The 23530-nt window shown below is 52.3% G+C and carries 28 protein-coding genes and 1 pseudogene; 11 read left to right on the plus strand and 18 right to left on the minus strand.

The features are described 5' to 3' along the window. Positions 1-40: 40 nt before the first annotated feature. From JYE49_RS00170 to JYE49_RS00195, 6 genes are read right to left on the minus strand one after another with little or no spacing between them, the layout of a single operon-like run. Positions 41-733: an aspartate/glutamate racemase family protein gene (locus tag JYE49_RS00170; protein ID WP_093956753.1), complete on the minus strand. Its 693-nt coding sequence runs from the start codon at positions 731-733 to the stop codon at positions 41-43. Continuing rightward, the gene (locus JYE49_RS00175) at positions 734-2137 is read right to left on the minus strand and encodes a GNAT family N-acetyltransferase (RefSeq protein WP_093956752.1); all 1404 of its coding nucleotides are present in this window, start codon (positions 2135-2137) and stop codon (positions 734-736) included. Beyond that, positions 2134-2529 (minus strand): nuclear transport factor 2 family protein, encoded by a 396-nt coding sequence (locus JYE49_RS00180; protein ID WP_093956751.1) that lies wholly within the window; start codon positions 2527-2529, stop codon positions 2134-2136. Before JYE49_RS00180 ends, JYE49_RS00175 begins: the two co-directional genes overlap by 4 nt. Before the next feature lie 14 nt (positions 2530-2543). Further along, a complete protein-coding gene (locus tag JYE49_RS00185) occupies positions 2544-3053 on the minus strand; it encodes a GNAT family N-acetyltransferase (RefSeq protein WP_283399339.1) in 510 nt (169 codons plus the stop codon). 18 nt (positions 3054-3071) lie between these two features. Beyond that, positions 3072-4172: a GNAT family N-acetyltransferase gene (locus JYE49_RS00190; RefSeq protein ID WP_283399338.1), complete on the minus strand. Its 1101-nt coding sequence runs from the start codon at positions 4170-4172 to the stop codon at positions 3072-3074. A 15-nt stretch (positions 4173-4187) separates the two neighbouring features. Continuing rightward, positions 4188-4979, minus strand: coding sequence for a class I SAM-dependent methyltransferase (locus JYE49_RS00195; RefSeq protein WP_093956750.1), 792 nt, complete (start codon positions 4977-4979; stop codon positions 4188-4190). Positions 4980-5403: 424 nt separating this feature from the next. Here JYE49_RS00195 and JYE49_RS00200 point away from each other — a divergent pair, with 424 nt between their 5' ends. The 6 genes and pseudogenes from JYE49_RS00200 (at position 5404) to JYE49_RS00225 (ending at position 9654) form a co-directional block, all read left to right on the plus strand. Then, a complete protein-coding gene (locus tag JYE49_RS00200; RefSeq protein ID WP_093956920.1) occupies positions 5404-5886 on the plus strand; it encodes a GNAT family N-acetyltransferase in 483 nt (160 codons plus the stop codon). 28 nt (positions 5887-5914) lie between these two features. Beyond that, entirely contained in the window at positions 5915-6607 is a 693-nt protein-coding gene (locus tag JYE49_RS00205; RefSeq protein ID WP_093956749.1) for a DNA alkylation repair protein, read from the plus strand. 125 nt (positions 6608-6732) lie between these two features. After that, positions 6733-7890: a GNAT family N-acetyltransferase gene (locus JYE49_RS15180; protein ID WP_439647315.1), complete on the plus strand. Its 1158-nt coding sequence runs from the start codon at positions 6733-6735 to the stop codon at positions 7888-7890. Next, a pseudogene (locus tag JYE49_RS15300) lies at positions 7853-7978 on the plus strand (aminoglycoside 6'-N-acetyltransferase); the annotation flags it as partial. The gene JYE49_RS15180 and the pseudogene JYE49_RS15300, both read left to right, overlap by 38 nt. After that, a complete protein-coding gene (locus JYE49_RS00220; RefSeq protein WP_093956748.1) occupies positions 7962-8759 on the plus strand; it encodes an APH(3') family aminoglycoside O-phosphotransferase in 798 nt (265 codons plus the stop codon). The pseudogene JYE49_RS15300 and the gene JYE49_RS00220, both read left to right, overlap by 17 nt. 133 nt (positions 8760-8892) lie before the next feature. After that, positions 8893-9654, plus strand: a complete 762-nt coding sequence (locus tag JYE49_RS00225) for a CD3324 family protein (RefSeq protein ID WP_093956747.1) — start codon at positions 8893-8895, stop codon at positions 9652-9654. 200 nt (positions 9655-9854) lie between these two features. Here JYE49_RS00225 and JYE49_RS00230 read toward each other — a convergent pair whose 3' ends face one another. The 12 genes from JYE49_RS00230 to JYE49_RS00285 all read right to left on the minus strand — a co-directional run bounded on the left by JYE49_RS00230 (position 9855) and on the right by JYE49_RS00285 (position 17980). Further along, the gene (locus JYE49_RS00230) at positions 9855-10514 is read right to left on the minus strand and encodes a flavin reductase family protein (protein WP_093956746.1); all 660 of its coding nucleotides are present in this window, start codon (positions 10512-10514) and stop codon (positions 9855-9857) included. 301 nt (positions 10515-10815) lie between these two features. Next, the gene (locus tag JYE49_RS15185) at positions 10816-11445 is read right to left on the minus strand and encodes an MmcQ/YjbR family DNA-binding protein (RefSeq protein ID WP_093956745.1); all 630 of its coding nucleotides are present in this window, start codon (positions 11443-11445) and stop codon (positions 10816-10818) included. Positions 11446-11505: 60 nt separating this feature from the next. Beyond that, positions 11506-12411 (minus strand): helix-turn-helix transcriptional regulator, encoded by a 906-nt coding sequence (locus tag JYE49_RS00240; RefSeq protein WP_093956744.1) that lies wholly within the window; start codon positions 12409-12411, stop codon positions 11506-11508. Between the two features lie 114 nt (positions 12412-12525). Then, a complete protein-coding gene (locus JYE49_RS00245) occupies positions 12526-13365 on the minus strand; it encodes an HAD family hydrolase (RefSeq protein WP_093956743.1) in 840 nt (279 codons plus the stop codon). Continuing rightward, a complete protein-coding gene (locus tag JYE49_RS00250) occupies positions 13358-13648 on the minus strand; it encodes a DUF3795 domain-containing protein (RefSeq protein WP_093956742.1) in 291 nt (96 codons plus the stop codon). Before JYE49_RS00250 ends, JYE49_RS00245 begins: the two co-directional genes overlap by 8 nt. Positions 13649-13662: 14 nt before the next feature. Next, entirely contained in the window at positions 13663-14856 is a 1194-nt protein-coding gene (locus JYE49_RS00255) for a winged helix-turn-helix domain-containing protein (RefSeq protein WP_093956741.1), read from the minus strand. A 23-nt stretch (positions 14857-14879) separates the two neighbouring features. After that, the gene (locus JYE49_RS00260) at positions 14880-15245 is read right to left on the minus strand and encodes a RidA family protein (RefSeq protein ID WP_093956740.1); all 366 of its coding nucleotides are present in this window, start codon (positions 15243-15245) and stop codon (positions 14880-14882) included. A 165-nt stretch (positions 15246-15410) separates the two neighbouring features. Then, positions 15411-15635, minus strand: coding sequence for a helix-turn-helix domain-containing protein (locus tag JYE49_RS00265; protein ID WP_093956739.1), 225 nt, complete (start codon positions 15633-15635; stop codon positions 15411-15413). Between the two features lie 12 nt (positions 15636-15647). Continuing rightward, a complete protein-coding gene (locus JYE49_RS00270) occupies positions 15648-16127 on the minus strand; it encodes a DUF2975 domain-containing protein (RefSeq protein ID WP_093956738.1) in 480 nt (159 codons plus the stop codon). A 93-nt stretch (positions 16128-16220) separates the two neighbouring features. Further along, entirely contained in the window at positions 16221-16556 is a 336-nt protein-coding gene (locus tag JYE49_RS00275; RefSeq protein ID WP_093956737.1) for a cupin domain-containing protein, read from the minus strand. Between the two features lie 23 nt (positions 16557-16579). Then, on the minus strand, positions 16580-17116 hold the full coding sequence (locus JYE49_RS00280; RefSeq protein WP_093956736.1) for a YcxB family protein: 537 nt from the start codon (positions 17114-17116) through the stop codon (positions 16580-16582). A gap of 3 nt (positions 17117-17119) precedes the next feature. Continuing rightward, a complete protein-coding gene (locus tag JYE49_RS00285; protein WP_179217275.1) occupies positions 17120-17980 on the minus strand; it encodes an AraC family transcriptional regulator in 861 nt (286 codons plus the stop codon). A gap of 205 nt (positions 17981-18185) precedes the next feature. Between JYE49_RS00285 and JYE49_RS00290 the strand changes: the two genes are divergently transcribed. The 5 genes from JYE49_RS00290 to uxuA all read left to right on the plus strand — a co-directional run bounded on the left by JYE49_RS00290 (position 18186) and on the right by uxuA (position 23520). Beyond that, a complete protein-coding gene (locus JYE49_RS00290) occupies positions 18186-19199 on the plus strand; it encodes a TRAP transporter substrate-binding protein (RefSeq protein WP_093956734.1) in 1014 nt (337 codons plus the stop codon). A 125-nt stretch (positions 19200-19324) separates the two neighbouring features. After that, positions 19325-19873: a TRAP transporter small permease gene (locus JYE49_RS00295; protein WP_084096220.1), complete on the plus strand. Its 549-nt coding sequence runs from the start codon at positions 19325-19327 to the stop codon at positions 19871-19873. Beyond that, positions 19873-21174, plus strand: a complete 1302-nt coding sequence (locus JYE49_RS00300; protein ID WP_093956733.1) for a TRAP transporter large permease — start codon at positions 19873-19875, stop codon at positions 21172-21174. The genes JYE49_RS00295 and JYE49_RS00300 overlap by 1 nt, the downstream gene beginning before the upstream one ends. Positions 21175-21262: 88 nt before the next feature. Continuing rightward, the gene (locus JYE49_RS00305; RefSeq protein WP_283399337.1) at positions 21263-22450 is read left to right on the plus strand and encodes an MFS transporter; all 1188 of its coding nucleotides are present in this window, start codon (positions 21263-21265) and stop codon (positions 22448-22450) included. Continuing rightward, on the plus strand, positions 22447-23520 hold the full coding sequence (uxuA, locus tag JYE49_RS00310; protein ID WP_093956731.1) for a mannonate dehydratase: 1074 nt from the start codon (positions 22447-22449) through the stop codon (positions 23518-23520). Before JYE49_RS00305 ends, uxuA begins: the two co-directional genes overlap by 4 nt. Positions 23521-23530 lie beyond the last annotated feature (10 nt).

Consider the following 23530-nt stretch of genomic DNA (forward strand, 5'->3'; position numbering starts at 1 on the left):
ATGAGCACCGCAGTGCGGTGCTCATTTGCGTATTGTGAGATTAATCCTTCAAGGCAAGTTCAGCGGCCCTGACCGCATGAATTTCGGTTGTGTCAAAAATCCTGAGCGCGGAGGATTCCTGCTGAACCAGCAGGCCGATTTCCGTACAGCCGAGAATGACGGCTTCCGCTCCTTTCTCCTTCAGGGCGGCAATGATACGGCTGAATTCGGCCCGGGAATCTTCCCTGATCTTGCCCAGGCACAGTTCTTTATAGATTACGTTGTTGACGATTTCCACGTCTTTTTCGTCCGGAATCAGTACGTCAAAGCCCCTGGCAATCAGCCTGGACTTATAGAAGTCCTGGGTCATCGTATACTTTGTTCCGAGCAGGGCAACCCTGCGGATGTTTGCCGCCTCCAGCTTATCGGCTGTCGCATCCGCAATATGGATAACGGGAACAGAGATTCCGGCCTGGATCTGATCAGCTACCTTATGCATGGTGTTGGTGCAGATAACAATAAAGTCCGCTCCGGCAGCTTCCAGCTTTTTCGCCGCGTCTCCCAGAATACCGGCGCTTTTGTCCCACTGGCCGGTGGCCTGGCATTCCTCAATCTCGGCAAATTCAACGCTGTAGAGAATGATCCTGGCAGAGTGCAGGCCGCCGAGTGTTTCCTTGACCTTTTCATTAATGATTCTGTAGTAGGGAATGGTGCTTTCCCAGCTCATCCCGCCGATTAATCCGATTGTTTTCATTTATTTTTCCTCTTGCCTGTTTATCAGGGCGAATTCGATTTCATCCAGTCCCTCTGTGATATTGTTCCTGTTTCCCGTTTCCCGGAAGCCTTTCCGGCAGTACAGCCGTTTCGCGTTCACATTGTTTTCGAGAATCCAGAGTGTGGGCGTGTCCGGACACAGGCTGACGGCATATTCCAGAAGGGCTGTTCCATAGCCTTTGTTCTGCCGATCCGGAATGATATACAGGTCTTCAATCAGGCTGCCGGTGAGGCTGACGATTCCGACAGGCTCATCGTCCAGCAGCATATATACTTTGCTTCCCTGCCGGATCTTCTCTGCAAGATATTCCAGCTGATGCTCCGGCGTGTGCAGGGCGATAAAGTCCGCGGTACAGAAGGAACGGTGTGAATCCTGCCAGGAGACAGAATGGATTTCCGCGGCCTGGTAAAGGTTTGACTGATCAACAGGGATAATGATCCTGCCGACTTCAGCAATCCAGTCTGCATACGCTTTTTCCCAGGTATCCAGGGCATACGGCCTTCTGGAATCCCCGATTGCCCGGGCATACTGTTCGGCGTGCTGAAGGAAGAAGGTCATGTTTTCCCGGGCTGTGAGAAGTTCCCTGAGGATGACACGGCTCCATATATTGGCTTCCGTGAACTGGGTTGTGGTTTTCAGAAGCTCCTCATACTGCTGTTTGTCGAAAGGAATCCGGATCTCTTCAATCTTCACGGTTCCGTTTTCCGCGATGTCGATTACGGTGTAGGGGACGTTGTTCAGGATTCCGTCCAGGGGCAGGCCGCAGGAACCGGGATTGATGAGCCATGTGTTCCTGTTATGGGCTTTGTAACTCCACTGCACATGGGTATGACCGAAAAGATAAATACCTTCTTCCAGTTCGGACAGCCGGTCCCGGAATCCGGTATCCTGATCCCAGAAACTACGGATATCGCACGAAAGGGATTCCGGTGTGACAGCGGAGCAGGCATATTTTTCCGCCAGGACGACAGGTCCGCATGTCCCGGATTCACAGCTGCCGATCCAGCCGGAAGAAGCATGTGAAACATGGATGCGGACACCATTGCGGATGAATTCCAGCGTGTACGGCAGATCCATCAGATACCGGAGGTTATCGGGACTGATATTCCGGAAACACCAGTAAGAAATCTGCATCTGGCCGTCAGTCCAGCTGCACTGGTCTTTTCCAATCAGGTTTTCCAGGTAGCTTTCTTCATTTCCACGGATGATATGTTTGTTTTTAATCCGCCGGATTGTGGTGATGCAGTCATCCGGGAATGGACCGCTCAGACAGTAATCGCCGGCAAAAATATATTCCGAGACCCCCTGCTTTTCCGCATCCGCAAGCACAGCCTTGAGTGCGGGCAGGTTTCCGTGAATATCCGATATGACAGCAATTTTCATTTTTCCGGTTCTCCCGGATCAGCATTCCGGATTGGTTTGCCGATCTTCATCTTCCTGCGCCAGTCGGGCGCTTCACCATCATCCGCCCAATATTCATCCATTTCAACGATTTTCCCATTTTCAATCCGGAGGAAGCTCACAACGTGAAAGGACATACTCCTGTCAAGGGGATAAACCCGGCCGGCCAGGATGACGGTGTTTCCGGATTCCTCAACGCGTTCGATTTCCCCGGTCCAGTCATTCGGATAATCACAATTGACCCGGACGTATTCCGCTACTGTGAACTGCTCGTTGGAACAATGCCAGCGGATAACGGCATCCTCCCTAAACCAGGAAGGCAGACGTTCCCGGTTCTGAGAAAGAACATCCAGCCAGAAAGCTTTGTAATCCATGTTTTTCTCTCCGATCATACCTGCTTTGTATCGATCCAGATCAGCAACCGCTCATCTGTCTGCTCTGTAATCACACCGCCGTTGGCCAGCGCGACAGCCTGGGAAGGCTTGTTGTCCAGGCGGATGGTAACCAGGACTTTATCGATTCCCCTGTTATAAGCTTCGCCGATCAGCAGACGCAGAAGCTCTTTGCCGTAGCCTTTGCCGCGATACTGCGGCGCGATGCCGTAGCCGATATGGCCGCCGGCCTTCCGCAGGGCATCGGTCAGGCAATGCCGCAGTTTGCCAAAGCCGACAGGAACCCCGTCCGCATACAGCCAGTAGGTGGTAGAGGGAACTTTCCAGCCGTCAACGATGCCGTCCAGTTCAGGCTCCTGTGCTTTTTTGACAAGCCAGCTTTTATATTCTTCATAGGACAGCCCGTTAACGTTGTTCTGGAAGCCGTTCTCATCCAGGGGAATATCCTGCAGCATCTGATATACATCCATTCCGTCATTGACGGACAGTTTCCTGAGTTCCAGCATGATAGTCACACTCCTTTTTCAGGCCGGCCTGAAACTGTCTTTCTCCACGGCATCATACAGGTCACGCTGCATTTTGCCTTCGAAGTAGGCCTTCAGCTCCAGATTCCGGTCCCATTTTCCCTGATCATACATTCCGTAACGCCGCTTGACATCGGACATCCGATCCACCACATCCATGACGCCTTCCGCACCGGAAATGGCGTCGCACAGCTGGATCAGGCGGTCATAATCGTCAGGGATGATTTCCGCCAGCTTTGAGCGGATCAGGGCAGTTTCTCCCTCCGAGGTGTCGATTTTTCCGATGTAGCCTTCAAACTTCATTTCATTGAAGGAATGGGTCAGACAGATCCTGGCGGCATCCGGGTAGTCCAGGCTCATCATGTAGGTATAGCCGTCGGAAACATGCCCCAGGTGCCGGACACCGAACTTCCGGCCGATATCATGGAGCAGGCCCAGTACATACGCCTTATCCGGACAAAGACCGGCATAAAGGGCGATCTTTTCCGCACAGTGGGCAGCGGTCCGGCTGTGATTGCCCCAAGGCCCAGGGTTGCACTGTTCTGCTTCCGCCAGAAGCTTTTCCGCCTCCATCCGATCCGGATACCTGCCCTTGCCGGGATTGGCGATCCGGACATAATAATGCTCTTTGTCTTCAGCTACAACGCGTCCGCCGTTTTTAAGCATAATCCGCAGGGACGCGGGATTGTTCAGGAGAACGCGCAGGTAAATTTCTTCTTCCGGAACGATGCGGCGGGCCTCCTCCAGCGTCAGGCGCAGGCCTTCTGTTCCGTATCCTTTGCCGCGGAAAGGCTTTGCGATGAACTGGCCGATATGACCGGCGCCTGTCCGCAGGGATTCGCACAGGTAATGGCGGATCCGGAACTGGCCGACGATGGTATCGTCATCCCAGAGAAAGAAGAAGGTTTCCGGCACGTAGCCTTCCGGAAGTCCTTTGCCTTCAGAAAAGGCAAGCATTTCCGGCAGAGCCTTTTTTTCAAAATCCTCCCGGGAGACATCGTGCCAGGCATTGGTTAAGCCGTTTTCATCCTCGGGCATATCTTTCACGAACAGCCATTCTTTTTCAAGATCTTCCGTGCAGGCTTTTTTCAGGTAAATCATATGCTGCTCCCTGGTTTATTCTTTGGGTGATTGTGCGATGAACATGCCGTATTCCTTGGGAACACGCAGTACACCGTCTGTCATATGGGCTGTCAGGACGGAACGAACCGTTTCCCGCGGGAGGCTCCGCAGGTCTGACATGCCGGAGAGGGAATAGATGTAGTCCACCATATCCTCCACATTGGTGACGGCAAGGGAGTCTTCATACAGATCCTGCCGGATGTCCGCAAAGAAGGGACTCAGCTTTTCCTGCCCGTTTTGCAGGGTGAAAGCGGCATTGACGCCGGTTTCAACAGGCCGGTTACTGAACAGGCTGCCGATGTATTCCATCATGCCATGTTCACCGAAGGTGGCGCAGAAGAAAGTACCGCCCTCTTTCAGCACCCGGCTGACTTCCCGGAGCCCTTTGGGAAGATCCGGCACATGATAGAGCATCATGTTGGCGATGACTGCATCGAAGGTGTGATCCGGGTACGGAATATCCTGGATATCGATGACCCGGTATTCAATTGCGGTTTCATCCCGCAGGGTTTCCTTTGCCTGCTCCAGCATTCCTTCCGAGAAATCCGAAAGGATCAGCCGGGAACAGCGGCTGATCAGCTCTCCCTGTCCTTTCCACATATCACCTGTTCCGCAGCCGAGTTCCAGCACGGAAGCGTTTTCCGGAAACTGATAGTGGGAAGAAATCCAGCTGCCGAACCCCTGCTTGTTGGTGGAATATTTGCTGTGTATCGAAATCCTGGTATTCAGCTTTTCCGAGGTACCGTACTGTTTGGCCAGGACACTGGAATTAACGAGCTGATTCAATGTTTTGATCCTCCGTGAAGTGATGGCGCCGTCAGGAGAACGGTGCTATTACCGGAGAGTATACCATACAATCTACCAGCCAATCCAGAGCAATTAAATACCCTGATCGGGAAGTTTGAATATGGAAAGATCAATCCTACTGCCATTACATTCAGAATCCGGCATGAAAGAATTCATAAGTACGAGCAAATCCGCAGATGACAGAGAGATGAAAATCCGCAAAAGTGTTCCGAAGGCGTGGAATTATCCAGGAAATCCATCAGGCTTTCCAGACCTGCAGTATGATAAAAACGCATACTATCATTACTGCTGGTGGCTTCAAATGGTGATTGCCCTGATGTATTATGGGCTCATTACTAACCGGTTCCTTTTCAAGGCGGGACTTCACAAGTATAATGATGATATCAAGGAAAGGATGATTCAAATGATTCGGAAGGTTGAACGAGCAGATATTCCCGAATGTGTCCGGGTGATCCGGGACAGTTTCCGGACGGTTGCGGATGAATTCGGTTTTACAAAGGAGAATGCTCCCCGGTTTACGGCTTTTGCCATGACAGAGGAATGGCTGCTGTGGCAAATGGAAGGGGAGCACCGGCTGATGTTCGCTGACGAGGAAGACGGCGTTATCCGCGGCTATTACTCCCTGCAGCTGCTTGATTCCGGTGAGTGTGAACTGAATAACCTGTCGGTCCTTCCGGAATACAGGCATCAGGGAATCGGCGGCAGGATGCTGAAACATGCAATGGATACGGCCAGAGAACACCAGCGCAAGGTCATCAATCTAGGTATTGTGGAAGAGAACACCGTGCTGCGGCAATGGTATGAACGCAACGGCGCGGTTCATACGGGCACGGAGAAATATGATTTCTTTCCCTTTACCTGCGGATATATGAAGATCAGCCTGTAAACAGGAGTAAGGGCAGAAAGGAATCAAAATGATTATCCAGGACATCCGGGAAGAACTGGTTCGCCTGCAGGATCTCAAATACCGGGAGATGCAGGTTCAGATTATCCCATCGGTCAAACCGGAATCCATTATCGGTGTACGGACGCCGGAACTGCGGAAGATGGCGAAGGAACTTGCACAGTCGCAGGAGGTCAGCGTATTCCTGGAAGATCTGCCGCACATGTATTTTGAGGAGAACCAGCTGCACGCGTTCATCATTTCCGGCATGAAGGATTATGCGGAGTGCCTCAGTGTGCTGAACCGGTTTCTGCCCTATGTGGATAACTGGGCAACCTGCGACCAGATGTCGCCGCGTGTGTTCAAAAAACACCGGCAGGAACTGACGGAAAGTATCCGGGAGTGGATTTGCTCGGCAGACCCATATACGATCCGGTTCGGGATCGGAATGCTGATGGAACACTACCTGGAAGAGGACTTTAAGCCGGAGTATCCGAAGATGGTGGCTGCTGTCAGGTCGGAAGAATACTACGTCAACATGATGATTGCCTGGTACTTTGCCACTGCGCTGGCCAAGCAGTATGGGGCAGTGCTTCCGTTTATCACGGAGCACAGGCTGGATGACTGGACACACAACAAGGCAATCCAGAAATCCATTGAAAGCTACCGGATTACACCGGAACAGAAGGAGTACCTGAAATCATTGAAAATCAGGAGAAAGTAAAAATGATCAGACTGGAAGAAATCAACGGAAAGAATGTCTGGGACATTCTGAAGCTGAAGGTCGGCGAAAGCCAGAAGAACTTTGTGGCAGCGAACGACGTCAGCATTATTGAAGCCTATATAGCGATGACGCATCACGGGAAGGCTTTCCCCTTCGGGATCTATGACGAAGACATCCCTGTGGGTTTCTGCATGATTGGTTTCGGAGCGGATGACGACTGGGAGGATGCGCCGGCTGTGGCCAAAGATAATTACAACCTGTGGCGGTTCATGATTGATGAACGGTATCAGGGAAAGGGCTACGGCAAGGCGGCCATGAAACTGATTATGGATTATATCGACAGCGAACCCTGCGGCCCGGCAGAATACTGCTGGCTGTCCTATGAGCCGGAAAACGAAAGAGCAAAAGCGCTGTACGCGGCCTTCGGCTTCCGGGAAACGGGAGAGTTTGACGGTGATGAAGCGATTGCCGTTCTGAAGCTGCAGCGCGGTGATCCCAAGGATGAAATCATTGAAAAGTTTGTAAGCCGTTCCGCGGAAACCCTGAAGGAAAAGCTGGCGGGCGTCTACCTGCATGGGTCCGCTGCTATGGGCTGCTATCAGCCGAAGAAGAGCGACCTGGACTTTATGGTGGTTGTCAATGAAAACCTGACAGACGCCGAGAAGCGGGAATACATGGATATGGTGATTGAGCTGGACGCGGAGGTCCCGGCCAAGGGAATTGAAATGAGCGTCGTTACAAAAGACGTCTGCGATCCCTTTGTTTATCCAACACCTTTCATCCTGCATTATTCCAGGAGGCATACGGAATGGTACCGGACGAATCCGGAAGATTATATCCGGAAAATGAACGGCACGGACAAGGACCTGGCCGCGCACTTTACCGTGATCCGGGGCAGGGGAATCTGCCTGTGCGGCCTGCCGGTGGATGAAGTTTTCGGCGAGGTGCCGGAAAAGGATTACCTGGATTCCATCTGGGACGACGTGTCCGGAGCAGGGGAAGAAATCACAGACAATCCCATGTACCTGATCCTGAACCTGACCCGGGTCCTTGGGTATCTGAAGGAAAAAGAAGTACTGTCCAAGCAGGAAGGCGGAACCTGGGGACTGAAGAACCTGCCGGGGAAATATCATCCGCTGATCCTGGCGGCCCTGGATGAATATGAGAACGGGGCAGAGGTCAGGTATGACGCTGAACTGGCCCGGGATTACGCAGCCTATATGCTGAGACAGATCACGCGCGGACAGATTAAAGGGATGCACGGAGTTTGCAAGCGACTGTGAGCTGACCAATATTGTGAGCCAGAACTTTCACAGAGCTGTTGGGTTTGAGGAGGCGAACCGACTTGTCGCATATGTCAGAAAGATTTAACCGGATGCCGGAGTCGATTGCGGCAATCCTGGGCAATGCTGCCGGACAGGCGGACGGACTTGGAAAATCCGCCGCGGAAGTGTACCTGTTTGATGAATATGTGCTGAAGGTCCGGCCGGCAGACGGCTGGGATACAGTGGACACGCAGATCCTCCGCTGGCTGAAGGGGAAACTGCCGGTTCCGGAAGTGGCCGCACAGGAAGTGCGGGACGGACGGGACTGGCTGCTGATGACCCGGATGAACGGAAAAATGCTGTGTGATCCCTCCGTAATGACAAAGCCCACCCTGCTGCTGGACTGCATGGCGGAGGCACTGCATATGCTGTGGAGCGTACCCATACAGGATTGTCCTTTTGAACGGTCAGTGGAAGATAATTTAGCCCGCGCTGAAAAGACGATCCTGGCGGGGCGCTTTGATCCTTCTGACTGTGAACCGGAAACCTTCGGACCGGGCGGGTTTGAGAATCCCAAATCGCTGCTGGACTGGCTGAAAAGCCATCGGCCGAAAAAGGATGACGTGCTGACCCACGGCGATTTCTGCCTGCCGAACCTGTTTACGGACGAAAAACGTTTTACCGGCTTTATTGACCTGGGAAGCGCGGGAATATGCGACCGATGGATGGACCTGGCCCTGGGATGGCGGAGCCTGAAGCATAACAGCGACGGCCACTACGGGAAAACCTATCCGAAGGTCAATCCGGATGACCTGTTCCGGGCGGCGGGAGTTCCGAAGGATGAGGAGAAATTGCGGTATTATATCCTGCTGGATGAACTGAACTGACAAGATTTGTGTCAGAAACACTTACAGAAAAAGACGGTATATCCCTGCCTGCTGTGCTGTCGTACAATTCTTCCTGAACATGGAGAGAGCGTCAGCACAGTATGCTTCCGGCATCCTGCAGGAAGCGTGCTGAATGAAAGGAGAAACTATGGGATACCGAAACGCAAGGGAGATTTTTCCGGAAGGTCTCCTGAGGCAGATTCAGCGTTATGTTTCCGGTGAGACCATTTATATCCCGTCCGGAAACGAAAGAAAGGCCTGGGGTGAAACCTCCGGATACCAGCGCTATATCCGGGAAAGGAACGAAAGCATCCGCAGGGATTTTGCTGAAGGGGAATCCATTGAGAACCTGATGGACAAGTACGCGCTCTCCTACGATTCCATTAAACGAATTGTGTACAACAGGAAGGAGACCGCTATGCTGAAATACAGCGCAACGCTGTCCTCCGCCAAAGCTTATGCTGAAGCGGGAAAACTGGACGTGTGGATTCATCTGTATCTGAATGAAGAAGGACGCAATATTCCTTTTTCCGACGGACTGAAATTGTTTGACCGGTACTATATCAGCCCGGCACTGTTCCCGATCAGCCTGTTCAAAAGGTGCACGGGACCTGAACCGGAAATGAAATACCAGATCCATCCGGAATGGTGGGCACATCAGATTGCCGAACTGGAAAAAAACATTCAGAAGGATGACGACATGCCTCCGCTCATTGTCCATTATGTGGACGGCGAATTTGAACTGAACGATGGAAATCACCGCCATAAGGCCTATGAAAACCTGGGAATCAAAGACGCCTGGGTAATCATCTGGATCACGGAAAAAGAAGAACTGGACGACTTCATGGACAAATACGGTGACTATGTCAAAGACTGCAGGATCATACAAAGGTAAAAAGATATCCGCCGGAGATCCCGTTTGTTAATTTAGATCCGAACCCTATTACAGGGTTCGGATCTTTTTTAAAAACTTAAGTTTAATTTCTGAACTTGATGAAATCATAGGAAGATTATCATCCGGGATGTCTTTCCAACAGCTGTCCCGACAAAACGGAATTTGTCACTGTTTTTAGCATTGCGCTGCCTTGTATATGATCAATATTCGTAGGATTGATTTGCTTTCCTAAGTGCAGCTACATAATCGCACCCTTTTTCTTTCACATCTTCCGGATTTATCGGATAATGGACATTGTAAAGAACCCCTTTATCTCCGAACATATCTTCCATATAATCCTTCTCTATATGCCCGCCTACGACTTCAAGGCAAATCATAACATGATCATCACCCGGTACAATTTCTTTCTCCCACATATATTGGCACTCAAGGTTCATGAAACATTCAGCGACCATCGGCGCTTCTATCCATGAAGCTTTCTCCACAGTAAGCCCTGATGAAGTTATCTCATTCGTCTCGAACTGATTGTTCTGTATCGTCTGCATGCAGGTTTTGTATAAATCAGAAGAAATGAAATTCAGCACTGCAACCTTCTTTTCATTCAGGCTTTGGTAAAGATGTCCACACTTATTCACGCTGCATAGAATCACGTAATACCCGCCACCATGATTCGCACTCGTAAACCCTGCCCATGACTGCATCGTAGCATTTGGCTGTCCATTAGATTTATATGTTGTGACAAGAAACATCGGTGTCGGTATTCCCATAATAAATTCTTTCCAATCAAACCCGAAGTTTTTTGCAAATTCTCCGTATGTTCCCCTCATAGATTCAGGCATTTCTTTGTATTGGTATTTCATCTTTTTCTTCCCTCCGTACTAAAACCAACATAAGACTCAACTTCAAATATCCCGACAACCTTCGATTTATCGATGGTCGACTATCTTAAAAATACGTTTTTCGATTTTACTGATGATCATTTTATCATTTTGACCATCAGGCAATCATTATCATAGCTGCCCTCCGGATACTTCATTCCATGCGGACGAGTGCCATATATCGCGCCTGCAAAAATGAATCCGGGTTTGGATTTGAATGGATACGATCCGGTGGGTATTATATTGCAGCAGCTTTTCAGTGTCCCTTTATGCATAAACGGATTCAGATCTTTCTGAGGGCGGAAACACGATCGTTCACGCTTTGCTCAAACTGTTCATCCGTCATGGAAGGATCACGGGTTGCCTGCCATACAGCACAGGGAACCCGGCTGCAGGAGGCGCAGGTCGCGTAATGATGCTTGTTGACACAGCAGCCATAGATGGGGCAAGGCTTTCCTTCCGGTGCGTGAAACACTTTCCCGCAGGCTTCATTGCATCCGGTGCAGAGATTGCCGTGCAGGGGACAGGCGGAGCAGTCCGTTCCACAGACGGAAAGTCCCAGGATTTCCCGCTGCTTTGCTTTGGGTAAATCCTGTAAAACGAGCAGATAGGAACGATCCAGCCAGGTTTTCAACAGATCGTCCGGAATATCCCCGTCGGGTTTGACGGAATTCCAGTGCAGTTTATTGCTGTAATATCCGGGAATCACATCCGGATACTGTTTTCGCATCAGTTCTCCTTCAGCCGGATTCAGCTTCAGGTTGATATAGTATGGCCGATCGTCGTGATCAAGCAGGACGGCGGCAAACATTTTGCTTCCGATATGATACCGGATCCAGTTCCATTCCGCCTGCAGGTCTTTTGTCACACCGCGTTTGGCCATCAGGTATTCGTCAATCCAGGGATATTTCACAGGGCATACCTCCTTTACTTTTCAAAGGCAGGGTATCACATTAAACATGACATCAATATGTCATGTATTGTACGTATCATAAATGTTTTTGCCGATTAGCCGAAGTTCTTCCCGTAATTCCGGGGGCTCCAGCAGTTCTGCTTCTCCCTGAAAGGACAGAATCCAGCTGATCAGATGATTCCTGTCTGTAAAGCCGGCAGAAAACAGGCAGTCTCCTTCCGGAGTAAGCTTATAACAGCCAGGCCCGTATTCTTCCACCAGCCGCCATTTATATGCGGGACTGATTCGGACAGTAACGTGATACCGGTCAGGGAATGCCTGTTCGCTGAGAAGATCCGGAGGTTCCATCTGCCGTGGTATAAATGGTTCACCGATCTGCAGAGCGTCCATTCGGTCCAGTTTAAACAGACGAGGAGATGCTTTTTCCCTGCACCAGCACCATAAATACCAGCTGGACCACTGGAAAACCAGCAGTGACGGTTCCACAATCCGATCACTCTCGCCGTTCCGGGACAAATAGTGGAATGAGACCAGGCGATGCTGCTCGATTGCTCCGTGCAGCAATTCAATCTTCTCAGAAAGGGACGCTTTATGCCAGGAAGCGAGGTCGATCAGGATGTGCTGGTCTCCGGGAAGAAGCCCGGAAGAACCGGGACTGATCTTCTCCATCAGCTGCCGGTACTGACCGGTACCACTGACGCTGTCCAGGCTCCTCAGACCAGAGAGAATGGCCTGCATTTCCCGGGAAGTCAGGGCAGTGCGATCCATCCGGAAACCGTCCATGATCCGGATGCCGCCACCCACACCCTGCTGCGTGACGATGGGGATGCCGGCCTGGTTCAGCGCCTCAATGTCCCGGTTGATGGTGCGGCGGGATACTTCAAAACGTTTAGCCAGTTCCGGTGCGGTGGACTGTTCCTGATTCAGGAGAACAGAGAGAATAGCGATCAGACGGTCAAGCTTCATATGTGGCACCTCAAACATGACAATAATGTGACGTGTTTATTGTATCATACAGTCAGCAGGATAACAAAAAGAACATGACAACGCTGTGTCATGTTCCTTGTGAAAGTATGGATATTACATGCCAGAGCCTGCCGGGGACAGCCTATGGAGAAGCCATCTGGCAACACCGTTTTCCTCGTTGCTTTCAATGATACCTGTCGCAACAGCTTTCAGCTCATCCACCGCGTTGGAAACGGCGTAGCACTCATCTGAAATTTCGAACATGGGAAGATCGTTTACAGCATCCCCAAAGGAAACCACCCGGGTGCATCCCCACATTTCCTTCAACCTGCGGATCGCGTTGGCTTTGGAGGCTTTGGCAGGCATAATTTCACACCAGTATTCCGGACGGTATAGCTCCTGCTGGATGGTGCAGCGATACCGGCTGTCATTGAAAAAAACATCATAAACCGGCTGCAGCTCTTCCTTTTTACCGATACAGGTAAAATAGAACATTTCCCCCTCATACAACGCATCTTTTCCGGCGACGGGGCGGAACCGCGGGTCTCTCTGGCGCAGACTCAGGTATCGCCGGATTCCGTCATTCTCATTTTGTGGAATCCAGGAAACCTTTTCCATACCGTTGACAAAGGAATAGACCAGTGGGCTGATGCCGTGGGTGTTCAATACGTCCCTGACCAGGGCTCTCTCCTCCTCGGTGAATCCTTCACTGGAGAGGATTTCACCGGTGGAAGGCTGGATGATGAAAGCGCCGTTATAGGCGATGACAGGGATGTTGGTGGAGAGGCCTTCTGTGACCTTCGACGCAGAGATCAGGGACCTGGCGGTTGCGTAGGTAAAGAGCATACCGTTTTCCACCAGGTTGTTGATTGTGCTGATGCTGAAGGGACTGACGCGATCCTGCCGGTTCAACAGGGTGCCGTCCAGGTCGGTAACATAAAGGGTTTTATCCATGATGCTCCTTCAGGTATTCGTCACGCAGGGCGGACAAATGTTTAACGATATCCGGATTCCAGTGTATCAGCGACGGGAGTTTCCCGCAAGGAAACTCAGCGCATAAACCGCAGAACTGAACTCCATGATCCCGGGCACAGGCATGAACTTTGCAGCGGCCGGATTCGGCCCATTCGGGTACCCGGCCGTCTGATTCGATGCAGCCGGGACATCTGCCGTCTGCTTTTTTCACACAGCCGGTGCAGCATTCGCCGCAGGCTGTGATCAGGGTAAAATCGGTCATGATTGGTCTCCTTGTTATGGTTGAGCATAACTGCAGTCATTCAGCCTGGCCAGGCGTTGCGCAGCCTTATCAATTTTGCCGGAAAGCGGTTTGGTTTTCCGGACACCTGGCTCCAGCCAGACGTTCTGCACTGTAAGGGTGTTTGTTTTCCGGTCAGCTTTGGGTTCAATACGCCCGACGAAACGATCCCCGTATACAATGGGAAGTACATAATAGCCGTATTTGCGTTTGACAGCCGGGGTGTAGATTTCCCAGGAATACTGATAGTCCCAGACGGCTTCGATCAGCTTCCGGTCCCAGAGCATGGGATCCAGGGGAGCAAGAAACTCCAGCCTGGCTTTGGTGTCCGCCTGACCATCGATTACAGACTCCAGCAAGGGAAGGTCTTCAGAAAGCAGGTACAGCGGGAAACGGATGCCTTCCACCTGAAGGGGAACGATGCTGCCGCTTTTTTCCAGACGGGCAAAGGCGGCGTTCCGCTGTTCCGTGGTCATGTTGATTCCCAGCCAGGCGGTGGAATTCCGGTTCCAGAGCAGACCGACAGCACCGATCCTGCGCCGGATACGCCAGTCCGTCAGGGAGGCTTCATCCGGGAAGGGATTCGGAGCGTTCAGCAAGGCGGCGGGAAGATACTTTTCCGCCAGGTCATAATACTTCCGTGAACCGGATTTATGATGGATGAGCAGGGTTCCGTCCGTATAAAGCTGCTCCAGCACAGAACGGGCAGCCAGGGATTCTTTTTCCCAATGCCCGCTCCAGTGCATGGAGGAATGCCAGAAGATGGTTCCCTCAATAGGCAGCGTATCGCTGCTGACAGGACCATGCTTCCGGATATAGTTGACGGCTTCTTTTTCCAGCTCGGGAATGCCGGGGAACTGCCGGCCGTGGGCGGTGCTCCTTTCCCTGTAGCCGGAGAAGAAGGGCCAGTCCTCGCAGGGCCAGATGGAAAGCTCTTTATCTGAATAATCCACCAGCAGGCGGTCCCGGTAAAGAAGGTCGTGCAGCATCTTCTTCCGGAAGCCTTTGACGCGAGACTGAAGGGTCAGCTCCGCGTTCCTGCCGCAGACGTCCACGGGATCAAACTGAATACAGCCGGCCTGGCGGACATACTGATAAGCTCCGTCCTTGCGGATGAAACGGTAGTCTCCCAACAAACCCTGCTTCAGCAGGATGAACTGCCGGGCCTGGGGCAGCGTAACGGTCAGCATCTGGTACTCCTTCCGCGGATGCGTCAGCCGCAGTATGCGACGGCATCCGCCTGGAAATGAAGACCGCTGCTTCCGCCGACGTGGGCAAACTCGGTCTGGATGGACTTGCGGGAGGGATACTTGCCCTTGAACCGCTCTTTAATCACTTTTTCCATGACGGGGATGTTATATACATCCCGGAACAGGCAGTCCATGTGGACCACATTTTCCAGCGTAAGGCCGAAAAGGGCGAGACGCTCTTCCATCTGGTCAAAGGCACCGTTGATTTGTTCTTCAATTGTGCCGCCGATATTGCCTACGCAATAGCTTAAAAAGCAGTAATCTCCTGCCTTGATAATCCCGGAATGGGCCCATTCTTCACTGATGTCTTTCCTGATGATTTCGCTCATGATTATTCTCCTTGACAGACAGTATTAACGACGCGCTTCGTTCAGATAAAATTTTATCATGAGCACTCCCGAATTGTAAGGCGAACAAAAATATTTTATGGAGAAAACCGGACAAAAAAACTGCCGGGGAAGCTGAGCTCCCGGCAGTGAATATCGACAGGTTATTTATTTGTCATCGGAGGGCTTCCGGTACTCAAACAGATCACCCGGCTGGCAGTCCAGGACTTCACAGAGCTTGGCCATGGTTGATACCTTGACGGCTTTTGCCTTGCCGGTTTTCAGGATGGACATGTTGGCCAGCGTGATGCCCACGCGGTCGGCAAGCTCCGATACGCTCATTTTGCGCTTGGCCAGCATCACGTCGATATTGAAGATGATTTCGCCTTCCATGCTGTATCCTCCTTATACCGTCAGGTCGCTCTGCTCCTGAAGATCAGCAGCCTTCCGGACCAGATGGGAGAGGCAGGCAGCCGCGACTGTGACCGAAAAGCCCACAAAGCAGATCAGCAGGGAAATCAGAAAGATTCCCGGATGGTTCATGCTCATGAAAAAGAAAACGACATTCCCCAGGAAGAAGAACAGGATATCCCCGGCCACCAGCCAGGCAATTCCCTGCAGGAGGGCGGCATTCGATGAGGAGAAAGACCGGTTCTCTCCGATGTTGACCGCGATTTTCCAGGCCAGCACAAGGATGGCATAACAGGGAATGGCCGTGATCCAGAGGAAGATCATCCACGGCCAGTGCCAGGACGCAAATTCAGGATAGCTGTCCTGCATCCAGGATCCGCAGTCGGGCAGGATACCGAAATAAACGATCAACCCGCAGAGCCCGATGATGATAATGATGGCTTTCAGCCAGGAAGAAAGCTTTTGCTGATTCATTTCCGATGCCTCCGGTTTCTTTGCTCGGGAGTATCATATATCGAAAATGATCGAAAGTCAACAATAAATTATCGCAACACGATAAAAAACGAATCAGGCTTTCAGAAAATCATCCCGCTTGGGCGTGAATACATCCAGCAGCACACCTTTTTCCAGACAGACGGTTCCATGGATCAGTCCGGAAGGAACCACAATGGAATCTCCGGGATTCAGGACCACGGATTCATCCTCCACGCTGTAGCGGAAGGAGCCGGAAAGGACGTAGCTCAGCTGCGTATGGGGATGGGTATGCGGAGCTCCCTCCGAGCCGGTTTCGAAACTGACCTCCACGGCCATCAGCGGATCATCATATGCCAGGACGCTTCGTTCCACTCCGCCTCCCAGGGGATTCATTGTGATATCACTGCGATGCCGGACGATGCCTTTCATTTCCTTTTCACTCCTTTTTTGATTTATCCTTTGCATTTTTCCCTGCCCAGGTGATCACGGATGAACTCCCAGACGTCATAATCCGGAGCATCCGCCTGCTTTGACGGCAGGAGGAAAGCTTTGGCGGGCGTCACATACAGGTAGATGCAGCCTTTTTTCCGGAAAGCTTTGTATATGGAATCCCAGGAGACTTCCTGCGGCTCCTCCGCTTTCTGGTCGTTCACGATCCGGATACCTTCATCCCGCATGGTTACGGTGTAGACGGGCCGGGCGGGTTTCAGCTTTGCCCTGGCGGCCTGCATATTGACCTGGCTGAGGAAGGTGCCGATATAGACAAGGGGAAGTCCGATGCCGACAACCAGCAGTACGGCAGCGATCAGCCCGGACTGTTCCTTCCGGGTAAGGAGGGCGATGACAGCAAATGCAATCAGGATCAGGGAGAATACAGCGGGCCGGATCCATTTTTTCCGCAGGGCAAACATATCAAAACGCGCAAAGCGCTTGAAGGTTTTTTCATCCAGCTTTACCGCGACCGTAATATCCGTAAATTTCAGTTCCATTCTTTATTCCTCGCTTTCCTGTTCTGACTGCTGCCTGCGGCTGGCTTTGGAACGACCGACCAGATCACCGGGAGACATACCGTAATACTGACGAAACGCACGGAAAAAGGCGCTGTAATCCGAAAAACCGCTTGAGTATCCCGCATGCTGAATGCTGTAGCCCTGGCGGATTAGTTCCCGGGCATTTTCCAGGCGCTTCCGGCGGATGTAGTCTCCAGGCGTCATGCCGATGATCCGCTTGAACTGACGGGTCATGGTGTTTTTATCCAGGAAGAAACGCTGCGCCAGATCACTGACGCTCAGGGATTCCCGGTAGTGGGCGTTGATGTATTCATGCACCTTCATGATTTCCCCGTACCGCGTTCCCGGATCCTCCTGCGGTTTTGTCCGCTGATTCAGCACGCGGCTGATATGGATCAGCAGCTGGGAGAGGATCAGGTGGCACAGATACTGGCTGTCCGCGTCCGCCCGGTTTTTTTCATACAGCAGGGAATACAACAGGTTCAGAATGACGTGATAGGTCTTTTCCTCCGGTACGATGAGATGCTCGTCCTGGAGGTTGGAACCCATGGCGCCCAGGGTCTTGGGCAGGAAGATGGACAGGGAAGAGATGAACTCCGGATTGAGCCAGAGAACGATCCGTTCAATATCCCGGGGAGGCCCCTGCAGCTCCGGCCAGTGCGTTTCTCCCGGAGGAACAAGGATCAGGGTTCCGGGATGGAGTTCATACTGATTGTCTTCCACATGGTAAGTATAGCTGTCTGACAGCAGACAGTAAAGCTCGTAAAAATCATGCCGGTGCGGCGGCACACCAAAGGTGGCGGCATCGCAGTAATGATAAACCTCGATGTCGTTTCTGCTCATATCTTGCAATATATTGAAGGCGGAGATATAGGCACCATCCATGATTTCCACTTCTTTCAACAATGTTTCTACCAGCATTATACATAAAATGATGTTTTTTGCAATATAATGTGTATTTTCCACCATGTACAATATGGAAATAATATGATTAAATATTGCCATCAGAAGGATGAGATCATCCGAAATTGAATAAGGAGGCATTCCCATGAAGAAACTGCTTGGTATCCTGCTGGCCCTGGCTCTGCTGCTGGGCTGCACCGCCGCTTTTGCGGATCCGATTACCCTGACCTATGCTGAAGTGAACCCCGTTCCCGCTACTCTGGAAGAGAACGCTGAGAAGGGCTCTGTCGTCAGCGACGTGGCCTGGGCTTTCAAGACGAAGCTGGAAGAGCTTTCCGCCGGTGAAATCGTTGTTGATCTCCAGGGCGGCGGCGTTCTGGGCAGCGAAAAAGACGTCCTGGCCAACATCCTGGGCGGCGACACTTCCGCTGACATCGTCCGTATCTCCGCTTTCGCACTGAATCAGTATGGCGCAAAGAAGAGCGTGTTCCTGACCCTGCCCTACGTCTTCGGCAGCGAAGAGCACTACTGGAAGTTCGTTAAGAGCGACCTGGCCAAGGAAATGCTGGCTGAAGCCAAAGAAGTTGGTCAGCCCTGGACCGGCCTGGCCTATGGTGAAGAAGGCTATCGTCACTTCTTCTCCAAGGTTGACATCAAGACCATTGAAGACCTGAAGGGCCTGAAGATCCGCGTGTCTGACGACCCGATCATGACCGGCCTGCTGCAGGGCCTGGGCGCCGCTTTCACTCCCGTTTCCTTCGGTGAACTGTACAGCGCGCTTCAGACCGGTGTTGTGGACTGCGCTGAACAGCCCATCACCAACTACCTGTCCAACTCCTTCCAGGAAGTTGCTCCCTACATGCTCCGTGACGGCCACACCCTGGGCACCATCGAACTGATCGCTACCGATTCCTGCTTCGACAAGCTGAGCGATGAGCAGAAGGCTATGGTTCAGGAAGCTGCCGATTACGCGATGGCTGAATGCGAGAAGTCCGTTATGGCCCGTCAGGAAGATGCTTACAACAAGCTGATCGAAATGGGCTGCACTGTCAACGAAGTGGAAGACAAGAGCGTCTGGCAGGAAGCTACCAAGGCTGTTCTGGAAGCGAATATCGCTGGCATGGAAGAAATCTATGAAGCGATCATGGCGCTGCAGTAATGATCTGAAAAAGACGATTAAACAATGAACCCGTTGGGGGTGCAGGGCCCAACTCCTGCGCCCCCGATTCGTATTTTTGCTGAGAGACACTGTCCGTTCACACATGATACCAAGGAGGCTTCTGAATGCCAACCATTTTTAAGAAGCTGGAAAAGATCAAGCCCGTCTATGACTGGACTTACAAGATCATGCTGTTTATCTGCAAGCTTCTCCTGATCGGAGATATCATCATTACCTCTGTTACTGTAGCCGGCCGCTATTTCCCCTTCTTTACAGCCCCGCACTGGGGTGAAGAAATGGTCCTGACTCTGATGGTCTACATGGCGGTCCTTTCCGCTACGCTGGCAATCCGCAAGCGCAGCCACATCCGCATGACGGCTTTTGATAAGTACCTGCCAAAGAAAGTGCTGCTCACGCTGGACCTGCTGGCAGACATTGCGGTGATGGCGCTTGGCGTGGTACTGCTGATCGAAGGGCTGGATGTGATCAAACCCACCGGCAATATTGCAAGATTTGCCAAGTACTCCTCCCTGCCGAACCTGAGCCAGATCTGGATGTACCTGCCCGTGGCTGTAGCCGGTGTGAGTATGGTTATTTTTGAACTTGAACAGGTATTCCTGCATATAGAAGAATTCTTTGTACCCCAGACTGAGAAGAAGGAGGTGCAGGCATAATGGATGCTGAAACCTTATCCACGATTATTCTGCTCGGCAGTTTCCTGCTGATGGTTTTCCTGCGCTTCCCCATTGCGTACTCTGTTGGTATTTCCACGGTACTGTGCCTGATTTCCATGGGCCAGAAACTGAGCGTCCTGCCCATGCAGATGGTGCGCGGCGTATGGTCCTTCAGCCTGATGGCTGTGCCGTTCTTTATCACAATGGGCGTGCTGATGGGCTCCGGAGGCATTTCGGAGAAGCTGATTGCACTGGCCAACTCCATTGTCGGATGGATGCGCGGCGGCCTGGCAATGGTGAACATCGTTGCGTCCTACTTTTTCGGCGGCATTTCCGGATCTGCTTCCGCAGATACGGCATCCCTGGGCTCCATCCTGATCCCCATGATGGTGGATGAAGGCTATGACGTGGACTTTTCAACTGCTGTGACCATCACTTCCTCCTGCGAGGGACTGCTGGTTCCGCCCAGCCACAATATGGTTATTTACGCCACTACAGCCGGCGGTATCTCGGTCGGCGCGCTGTTTATGGCAGGCTATCTGCCCGGCGCCCTGCTGGCTATAGCCCTGATGGTGGGATCCTATATTATTTCTGTGAAGCGGAATTATCCCAAGGGGGAGAAATTCTCCATCAAAAACTTCGTCAAACAGCTGGGCAAGAGCATCTGGGCCCTGCTGGCGGTGCTGATCGTGGTTGTCGGCGTTGTGGGCGGCGTGTTTACCGCTACTGAATCCGCTGCTATCGCGGTCATCTACTCATTGTTTGTATCTGTGTTCATTTACAAGGGACTGACCTGGAAAGGCGTCTGGAAGAGCTTTGAGAGCTGTATCGATACGCTGGCCATTGTGCTGATCCTGATTGCCATGTCCGGCGCTTTCGGATACTGCCTGACCAACCTGCATGTTCCCGCAAAAGCTGCTGCGCTGATTACCGGCATTTCCAACAGCCCCATTATCACTGCACTGCTGCTGAACGTGATCCTGCTGGTACTGGGCATGATCATGGATATGGCGCCGATCATCCTGATTGCAACACCAATCCTGCTGCCTGTGGCTACGTCTATCGGCCTCAGCCCGATCCAGTTTGGTATCATGGTTGTGCTTAACTGCGGTATCGGCTTGCTGACTCCGCCGGTCGGAGCTGTGCTGTTTATCGGTTCCGCCGTGGCAAAACGTCCTATGGAAAAGGTGGTCCGGGCGACCATGCCGTTCTATCTCTGCATGGTTGCCGCGTTGATCCTGATTACCTTCATTCCGCAGATCAGCCTCTGGCTGCCGCAACTGTTCGGATACAGTGTGTGATCCGGAAACTGAATGATGAATGATCCCGGGCCTGAAAAGGCCCGGGATGTATTCAGGGAGTATGCCGATGTTTTCTTTCCTCCGCCGAATGGATCCTTCCCGCCGCCGGTTGCTGCTGACGTGCTTTTACGCGTTTTTCTGCAGCGGTATGGTTTCCCTGATGCTCGGATCCGCCATGCCGGATCTCAAACGCAGCTGGGGACTGTCAGATTCCTTCAGCGGGGTGCTGCTGTCCGCTCATTCGATCGGCAACATGGTTGCCGGATTTGTTTCGGGTATTGTGCCCTTCTGGCTGGGACGCCGCCGGTCCATTGCTCTTCTGGCCTCCCTGGCTTTCCTGGGGATGACCCTGATGGCCGTTACCGGTGCTCCGGGCCTTCTTTTCGCAGCTTTTGTGCTTACGGGTGTTGGACGTGGCTCCGTTACGAATTTCAACAACCACACGGTGAACGTCCTGACTGACGGCAGCCCCGCGGCAGCCAATATTCTGCATGCGTGCTTTGCCGTCGGTGCCATTACCGCACCGATGGCCTTTCTTCTGCTGAGCCGCATTGCAGCCTGGCAGGCCGGACTCTTTTTTGTGGTGCTGTGCGGCGTGGCGGCAGTATTCCTGTTTTTCCGTTCGCAGGTGCCGGATGACCGTCCGGACAGGAAGCAGAAAGAGGCACGGACAATGGCGTTCCTGAAAGAGCCGGCTTTTCTGGTTTTCGCCGGAATGATGTTCTGCTATATCTGCAGCGAATATGCTATTAACGGATGGCTGGTTACCTACCTGCAGCATAAGCAGTCGCTCTTCACTGCCATGGGTGAGGGAGGCATTGCCGCTTACAGCCAGTCCATGGCGACCCTTCTGTGGGCGGTGATCCTGGCGGGACGGTTGACATGTGCCTGGCTTTCCCGGAAAGTATCCCAGAAGATCCTGATGTTTGTCGCGTCGATCGGAATGGCCGCCTGTTTCGCCGGAATGCTGTTGGCGTCAGCTGTTCCGGTGGTGACGGGGTGTATTGCGGGCATGGGATTCTGCATGGCCGGGATCTGCCCCATGATCTATTCCGACGCCGTGCACTATACCAACACCTATCCGCTGGCGACGGGAACCCTGCTGGCCTTTGGAGCGACAGGCGGTATCCTGATGCCTGCCCTGGTTGGATTCCTTGCGCAAAGCGGCGGATTTGAGATGAGCATGACCGCTATCCTGGTGTCGATTGTTCTTCTGACGGTGTTTTCCGCCGTCAATACCCGAATGAAAACAAGAAAGGGAGTATCCGAAACATGAAAATGACATTTCGCTGGTATGGAAGCCAGTCTGATCCGATTCCGCTGAAGTACATCAAACAGATTCCCGGCATGACTGGTCTGATGGGTCTGCTGGAGAAACCCGCCGGTGTGGACTGGCCGGAAGAAGAGTTTATTGCTCTGAAAAAGGAAGTAAACGAAGCGGGACTCGAGATCGAAGTCATTGAATCAGTGAATGTTCATGAGGACATCAAGACCGGCCTGGGACGGCGGGATGAGTATATCGCCAACTACATTTCCACGATCCGGATGCTGGCAAAACATGGTGTGAAAGTGATCATCTACAACTTCATGCCTGTTTTCGACTGGCTGCGTACGGACCTGGCCCGGGTGATTCCGGAAGATGGAAGCAACAGCCTGTATTTTGACGAGAAGGACCTGGGTGAGATGGGCCCGCTGGAAATCGTCCGCAGAACCGCTTCCGGAAGCAAAGGATTCTCCCTGCCCGGCTGGGAACCGGAACGGCTGGCCCTGCTGGAGACAACCCTGAAGCAGTATGAAGGGATGACTCCGGACGGACTGAGGAAGAACTTCAAGTATTTCCTGGATGCTGTGATTCCGGTGTGCGAGGAAGTGGGTGTGCGGATGGCCTGCCATCCGGATGATCCGGCCTGGCCGATCTTCGGACTGCCGCGGATTACCCACAGCCAGGAGGATTTCGACAAGATGGTGAAGCTGCATGACAGCCCCGCCAATACCCTGTGCCTGTGCACCGGTTCTCTCGGATCCAATCCTGACAACGATATTCCGGCAGCGATCCGTCACTTCGGAAAGATGGACCGTATCGGCGCCATGCATGTGCGCAACGTCAAATACCTGGGCTACCATCACTTCCGGGAAGCTTCCCATCTGTCCTCTACCGGCGACCTGGATGTGTATGAAATCATGAAAGCCATCCATGAGACCTGCCCGGATACCTACATCCGGCCGGACCACGGACGTATGATCTGGGATGAGCAGGGCCGCCCCGGCTACGGCCTGTATGACCGTGCCCTCGGTGTGGCCTACCTGAACGGCCTGTGGGAAGCAATAGAAAAGAATGAAAAATGAACAATGAAAA

The sequence above is a fragment of the Aristaeella hokkaidonensis genome, from assembly GCF_018128945.1.
GTDB classification, from domain to species: domain Bacteria; phylum Bacillota; class Clostridia; order Christensenellales; family Aristaeellaceae; genus Aristaeella; species Aristaeella hokkaidonensis.

What these genes read in the sequence shown, in the direction of transcription:
- JYE49_RS00255 (WP_093956741.1), bottom strand. Translation starts at nt 14,856, where the DNA reads ATGCTGACCGTTACGCTGCCCCAGGCCCGGCAGTTCATCCTGCTGAAG.
- JYE49_RS00265 (WP_093956739.1), bottom strand. Translation starts at nt 15,635, where the DNA reads ATGGAAGGCGAAATCATCTTCAATATCGACGTGATGCTGGCCAAGCGC.
- JYE49_RS00170 (WP_093956753.1), bottom strand. Translation starts at nt 733, where the DNA reads ATGAAAACAATCGGATTAATCGGCGGGATGAGCTGGGAAAGCACCATT.
- JYE49_RS00245 (WP_093956743.1), bottom strand. Translation starts at nt 13,365, where the DNA reads ATGGATAAAACCCTTTATGTTACCGACCTGGACGGCACCCTGTTGAAC.
- JYE49_RS00240 (WP_093956744.1), bottom strand. Translation starts at nt 12,411, where the DNA reads ATGAAGCTTGACCGTCTGATCGCTATTCTCTCTGTTCTCCTGAATCAG.
- JYE49_RS00285 (WP_179217275.1), bottom strand. Translation starts at nt 17,980, where the DNA reads ATGAGCAGAAACGACATCGAGGTTTATCATTACTGCGATGCCGCCACC.
- JYE49_RS00280 (WP_093956736.1), bottom strand. Translation starts at nt 17,116, where the DNA reads ATGGAACTGAAATTTACGGATATTACGGTCGCGGTAAAGCTGGATGAA.
- JYE49_RS00180 (WP_093956751.1), bottom strand. Translation starts at nt 2,529, where the DNA reads ATGGATTACAAAGCTTTCTGGCTGGATGTTCTTTCTCAGAACCGGGAA.
- JYE49_RS00220 (WP_093956748.1), top strand. Translation starts at nt 7,962, where the DNA reads ATGTCAGAAAGATTTAACCGGATGCCGGAGTCGATTGCGGCAATCCTG.
- JYE49_RS00305 (WP_283399337.1), top strand. Translation starts at nt 21,263, where the DNA reads ATGGATCCTTCCCGCCGCCGGTTGCTGCTGACGTGCTTTTACGCGTTT.
- JYE49_RS00185 (WP_283399339.1), bottom strand. Translation starts at nt 3,053, where the DNA reads ATGCTGGAACTCAGGAAACTGTCCGTCAATGACGGAATGGATGTATAT.
- JYE49_RS00300 (WP_093956733.1), top strand. Translation starts at nt 19,873, where the DNA reads ATGGATGCTGAAACCTTATCCACGATTATTCTGCTCGGCAGTTTCCTG.
- JYE49_RS00250 (WP_093956742.1), bottom strand. Translation starts at nt 13,648, where the DNA reads ATGACCGATTTTACCCTGATCACAGCCTGCGGCGAATGCTGCACCGGC.
- JYE49_RS00200 (WP_093956920.1), top strand. Translation starts at nt 5,404, where the DNA reads ATGATTCGGAAGGTTGAACGAGCAGATATTCCCGAATGTGTCCGGGTG.
- JYE49_RS00175 (WP_093956752.1), bottom strand. Translation starts at nt 2,137, where the DNA reads ATGAAAATTGCTGTCATATCGGATATTCACGGAAACCTGCCCGCACTC.
- JYE49_RS15180 (WP_439647315.1), top strand. Translation starts at nt 6,733, where the DNA reads ATGACGCATCACGGGAAGGCTTTCCCCTTCGGGATCTATGACGAAGAC.
- JYE49_RS00230 (WP_093956746.1), bottom strand. Translation starts at nt 10,514, where the DNA reads ATGAAATACCAATACAAAGAAATGCCTGAATCTATGAGGGGAACATAC.
- JYE49_RS00205 (WP_093956749.1), top strand. Translation starts at nt 5,915, where the DNA reads ATGATTATCCAGGACATCCGGGAAGAACTGGTTCGCCTGCAGGATCTC.
- JYE49_RS00260 (WP_093956740.1), bottom strand. Translation starts at nt 15,245, where the DNA reads ATGAGCGAAATCATCAGGAAAGACATCAGTGAAGAATGGGCCCATTCC.
- JYE49_RS00270 (WP_093956738.1), bottom strand. Translation starts at nt 16,127, where the DNA reads ATGAATCAGCAAAAGCTTTCTTCCTGGCTGAAAGCCATCATTATCATC.
- JYE49_RS00275 (WP_093956737.1), bottom strand. Translation starts at nt 16,556, where the DNA reads ATGAAAGGCATCGTCCGGCATCGCAGTGATATCACAATGAATCCCCTG.
- JYE49_RS00190 (WP_283399338.1), bottom strand. Translation starts at nt 4,172, where the DNA reads ATGATTTACCTGAAAAAAGCCTGCACGGAAGATCTTGAAAAAGAATGG.
- JYE49_RS00225 (WP_093956747.1), top strand. Translation starts at nt 8,893, where the DNA reads ATGAAAGGAGAAACTATGGGATACCGAAACGCAAGGGAGATTTTTCCG.
- JYE49_RS00295 (WP_084096220.1), top strand. Translation starts at nt 19,325, where the DNA reads ATGCCAACCATTTTTAAGAAGCTGGAAAAGATCAAGCCCGTCTATGAC.
- JYE49_RS00290 (WP_093956734.1), top strand. Translation starts at nt 18,186, where the DNA reads ATGAAGAAACTGCTTGGTATCCTGCTGGCCCTGGCTCTGCTGCTGGGC.
- uxuA (WP_093956731.1), top strand. Translation starts at nt 22,447, where the DNA reads ATGAAAATGACATTTCGCTGGTATGGAAGCCAGTCTGATCCGATTCCG.